Origin of the sequence: Brevundimonas sp. MYb52 (assembly GCF_002979535.1) — a bacterium.
In the GTDB taxonomy this organism is placed as follows: Bacteria; Pseudomonadota; Alphaproteobacteria; order Caulobacterales; family Caulobacteraceae; genus Brevundimonas.
In genome coordinates this window covers 1-4,139 of sequence record NZ_PCPB01000031.1, presented here as the reverse complement: position 1 = coordinate 4,139, position 4,139 = coordinate 1, and the positions used below count along the sequence as shown (strand labels likewise).

The window sequence follows — 4,139 nt, the reverse complement described above, 5'->3', positions numbered from 1 at the left end:
GCCGGTTGGGGGGCTGGTTTTGCGGCGGGCTGTGGGACTGGAAGCGGCGAGGCGATCGGCGGCGCCTGCACCGAAGGGGTTGGGGCGGGCAGGGGCTCCGGCGTCGGGAGCATTGTCGGCGGCGCCGGGCGCAGGCGAGGCTCCGGCGGCGTCGGGCGGGGCTCGATCTGCAACTGGATGATGGGCGGCGGCGGCGGTTCTGGAAGCGGTTGCTCCTCGCTGGTCGCCAGCAGGATCATGGGGCCGAGGACAGCGACGTGCAGCAGGATCGAAGCGCCCGCCATCAAGGCGCGACGCAGCCCCGGACGACGACGGCGCGAGGCTGGCCCCCTGGCCAGAACGGCAGCAGTCATAGCGGCTCCCCCAATCCACGTTGCGAAAGATGCCAAGGCAAGCATGGCATTATAGGGGCAAGTCCTAGTGATCTCGTAACAGCGATCTCAGGCCCGGATAGGGGCCGTCGTTCCGTGTGTCTTCGCGCCATGCCTGGTTGGCGGCGGCGGTGCGCGCTCGGCCTTGGCGGGGTGAATCACTTGACGCCTTCACCCATCGAGCGTAAACGGCGCGCACTTTCGAGACGTGGGCGGTCCGCCGTCCGTCGAGATCGTGACAATTGAACGGACGGGCTGTGCCCGCCGGAACGCCCAAAGCGCGCGTTCCGGCTTTTTCGTTTGGCTGTTCCGACTTGCTCGAGATCAAAACCCGGGCGTCGCTTCGGCGGGGTCCAAAAGAAGGCTCATGAGGCGCTCCGGCCGACAGGCACACGCCTCCACATCGAAAAGAGACAAATCGTATGCCTACGATCAACCAACTGATCCGCAAGCCGCGCAAGCCCAAGCCCACCCGTAACAAGGTCCCGGCTCTGGAAGGTTCGCCCCAGCGTCGCGGCGTTTGCACCCGCGTCTACACCACGACCCCGAAGAAGCCGAACTCGGCTCTGCGTAAGGTCGCCAAGGTCCGTCTGGCCAAGAACGGCTACGAAGCCGTTTGCTACATCCCCGGCGAAGGCCACAACCTGCAAGAGCACTCGGTTGTTCTGATCCGCGGCGGCCGCGTGAAGGACTTGCCCGGCGTGCGTTACCACATCCTGCGCGGCGTGCTCGATACGCAAGGCGTCAAGGACCGCAAGCAGCGTCGTTCGCACTACGGCGCCAAGCGTCCGAAGTAAGCGAACCGCTTTCAGGCCTGCTGGTCTGGACCCTCAGAGATTTTCCCGGCGTCAGTCGGGCACTGCAAGGAATAACCTATGTCGCGTCGTCACCGCGCCCAGAAGCGTGAAGTTCTGCCGGATCCCAAGTTCGGGGACCTGATCGTCACCAAGTTCATGAACTACGTCATGTACGAAGGTAAGAAGGCTGTCGCCGAAAACATCGTCTACGGCGCCTTCGACATCCTGGCCGACAAGAAGAAGGAACAGACCGCGGTCGAGACCTTCCACAACGCCCTCGACAACGTCGCCCCGTCGGTCGAAGTCCGTTCGCGTCGCGTTGGCGGCGCCACCTACCAGGTGCCGGTCGAAGTTCGTCCGGACCGTCGTCGCGCCCTGGCCATCCGTTGGCTGGTCAATGCTGCGCGCAAGCGCGGTGAAAACACCATGACGGAAAAGCTGGCGGCCGAGCTGCTGGACGCCTCGAACAACCGCGGCACCGCGGTGAAGAAGCGCGAAGACACCCACAAGATGGCCGAGGCGAACCGCGCCTTCAGCCACTACCGCTGGTAAGCGTCTTAAAACCGTCCCCGTTTGCATTTATGGGGACGGCGGCTTTCTAAGACGATCCGGCGCGGGCGTTCAGATTGAACCGCCCGCGCCGTCATATCCGACACCACTGGGCGCTCGCCGCGTCCGCGAAGCAGCCCGAAGGCAACTCCAATGCCCCGCACACACAACATCGAAGACTACCGCAACTTCGGCATCATGGCCCACATCGACGCGGGCAAGACGACGACGACCGAGCGGATCCTGTTCTACACCGGCCGTAACCACAAAATGGGCGAGACGCACGACGGCGCGTCCACCATGGACTGGATGGACCAGGAACAAGAACGCGGCATCACCATCACGTCCGCCGCGACGACCGCCTTCTGGAAAGGCAAGCGCCTCAACATCATCGACACCCCCGGCCACGTGGACTTCACCATTGAAGTCGAGCGTTCGCTGCGCGTCCTCGACGGCGCCGTGACGGTGCTGGACGGCAACGCCGGCGTTGAGCCGCAGACGGAAACCGTCTGGCGCCAGGCCGACAAGTATCGCGTGCCGCGCATCGTCTTCGTCAACAAGATGGACAAGATCGGCGCCGACTTCGCTGCTTCGGTGCAGTCGATCCGCGACCGCCTGGGCGCCAAGGCTGTGCCGATCCAACTGCCGATCGGCGCTGAAAACCTGCTGAAGGGCGTCGTCGACCTGGTTGAGATGAAGGCCTACGTCTGGGAAACGGACACCGTTGGCGCCGACGCCGACATCCGCGACATCCCGGCCGACATGGCTGAAGAGTGCGCCGCCGCGCGTCAGTACCTGATCGACAACGCTGTCGAACTCGACGACGACGCCATGGAAGCCTACCTGGGCGGCGAAGAGCCCTCGGTCGAAGTGCTGAAGAAGTGCATCCGTAAGGCTGTTCTGACCGGCGCCTTCTACCCGATCCTCGGCGGCTCGGCCTTCAAGAACAAGGGCGTTCAGCCCCTGCTCGACGCCGTCATCGACTACCTGCCGTCGCCGACCGACATTCCGGCCACGCCGGGCATCGACTACCGCACCGAAGAGCCGGTCACCCGCAAGGCCTCGGACGAAGAGCCCCTGTCGGTTCTGGCGTTCAAGATCATGGACGACCCCTTCGTCGGCTCGCTGACCTTCTGCCGCCTGTACTCGGGCAAGATGGAAACCGGCATGTCGCTGCTCAACTCGTCGCGTGACAAGAAAGAGCGCGTCGGCCGCATGCTGCAGATGCACTCGAACAACCGCGAGGACATCAAGGAAGCCTACGCCGGCGACATCGTCGCCCTGGCCGGCCTGAAGGAAACCCGCACGGGCGACACCCTGTGCGACCCGATCAAGTCGCCCATCATCCTCGAGAAGATGGAATTCCCGGCGCCGGTGATCGAGATCTCGGTGGAGCCCAAGACCAAGGCCGACCAGGAGAAACTGGGCGTCGCCCTGGCCAAGCTGGCTTCGGAAGACCCCTCGTTCACCGTCTCGACCGACCACGAGTCGGGCCAGACGATCCTGAAGGGCATGGGCGAGCTGCACCTGGACATCAAGGTCGACATCCTGAAGCGCACCTACAAGGTGGAAGCCAACATCGGCGCGCCGCAGGTGGCCTACCGTGAATCGCTGGGCCGCAAGGTCGACATCGACTACACGCACAAGAAGCAGACCGGCGGTACGGGTCAGTTCGCCCGCGTCATGATCACCTTCGAGCCGGGTGAAGCGGGTTCGGGCTTCGTGTTCGAAAACGCCATCGTCGGCGGCGCCGTGCCCAAGGAATACATCCCGGGCGTCGAGAAGGGCCTGGAATCGGCCAAGGAAAACGGTCTGCTGGCCGGCTTCCCGATGATCGACTTCAAGGCGACCCTGACGGACGGCAAGTACCACGACGTCGACTCCAGCGTGCTGGCCTTCGAAATCGCGTCGCGCGCCGCCTTCCGCGAGCTGAAGGAAAAGGGTTCGCCCAAGCTGCTCGAGCCGATCATGGCGGTTGAGGTCGTGACCCCCGAGGAATACCTCGGCTCGGTCATCGGCGACCTGAACGGCCGTCGCGGCATGATCCAGGGCCAGGACATGCGCGGCAACGCCATCGTCATCAACGCCTTCGTGCCGCTGGCGAACATGTTCGGCTACGTGAACACCCTGCGGGGCATGTCGCAAGGCCGCGCCCAGTTCACCATGCAGTACGACCACTACGAGCCGGTGCCGCAACACGTCGCCGACGAAGTGATCAAGAAGTACGCCTAAGTCCGTCGTTTCGACGGACCCACTTGAAAACGGGGCGGTTTGATCACAAATCGCCCCTTCTATCCCCAAACCTAAATGGACCCCCGGTTCGGGGACACTCCAGGAGCTAGAGAATGGCCAAGGAAAAGTTCGAACGCACTAAGCCGCACTGCAACATCGGCACGATCGGCCACGTTGACCACGGCAAGAC

The 4,139-nt window shown here is 63.8% G+C and carries 4 protein-coding genes and 1 pseudogene; 4 read left to right on the top strand and 1 reads right to left on the bottom strand.

Annotation, left to right across the window (positions count from 1 at the left end):
* Positions 1–353: pseudogene (locus CQ039_RS16580) on the bottom strand (hypothetical protein); the annotation flags it as partial.
* Positions 354–793: 440 nt separating this feature from the next.
* Here CQ039_RS16580 and rpsL point away from each other — a divergent pair.
* From rpsL to CQ039_RS16875, 4 genes are all read left to right on the top strand, one after another.
* On the top strand, positions 794–1,168 hold the full coding sequence (gene rpsL, locus CQ039_RS16455) for a 30S ribosomal protein S12 (protein WP_008260482.1): 375 nt from the start codon (positions 794–796) through the stop codon (positions 1,166–1,168).
* 78 nt (positions 1,169–1,246) lie between these two features.
* Positions 1,247–1,720 (top strand): 30S ribosomal protein S7, encoded by a 474-nt coding sequence (gene rpsG, locus CQ039_RS16450; protein ID WP_105563625.1) that lies wholly within the window; start codon positions 1,247–1,249, stop codon positions 1,718–1,720.
* Positions 1,721–1,870: 150 nt separating this feature from the next.
* A complete protein-coding gene (gene fusA / locus CQ039_RS16445) occupies positions 1,871–3,949 on the top strand; it encodes an elongation factor G (RefSeq protein ID WP_105563626.1) in 2,079 nt (692 codons plus the stop codon).
* Between the two features lie 113 nt (positions 3,950–4,062).
* A partial coding sequence (locus tag CQ039_RS16875) for a hypothetical protein (protein ID WP_007443273.1) occupies positions 4,063–4,139 on the top strand: 77 nt, incomplete at its 3' end.

What these genes read in the sequence shown, in the direction of transcription:
- rpsG (WP_105563625.1), top strand. Translation starts at nt 1,247, where the DNA reads ATGTCGCGTCGTCACCGCGCCCAGAAGCGTGAAGTTCTGCCGGATCCC.
- fusA (WP_105563626.1), top strand. Translation starts at nt 1,871, where the DNA reads ATGCCCCGCACACACAACATCGAAGACTACCGCAACTTCGGCATCATG.
- rpsL (WP_008260482.1), top strand. Translation starts at nt 794, where the DNA reads ATGCCTACGATCAACCAACTGATCCGCAAGCCGCGCAAGCCCAAGCCC.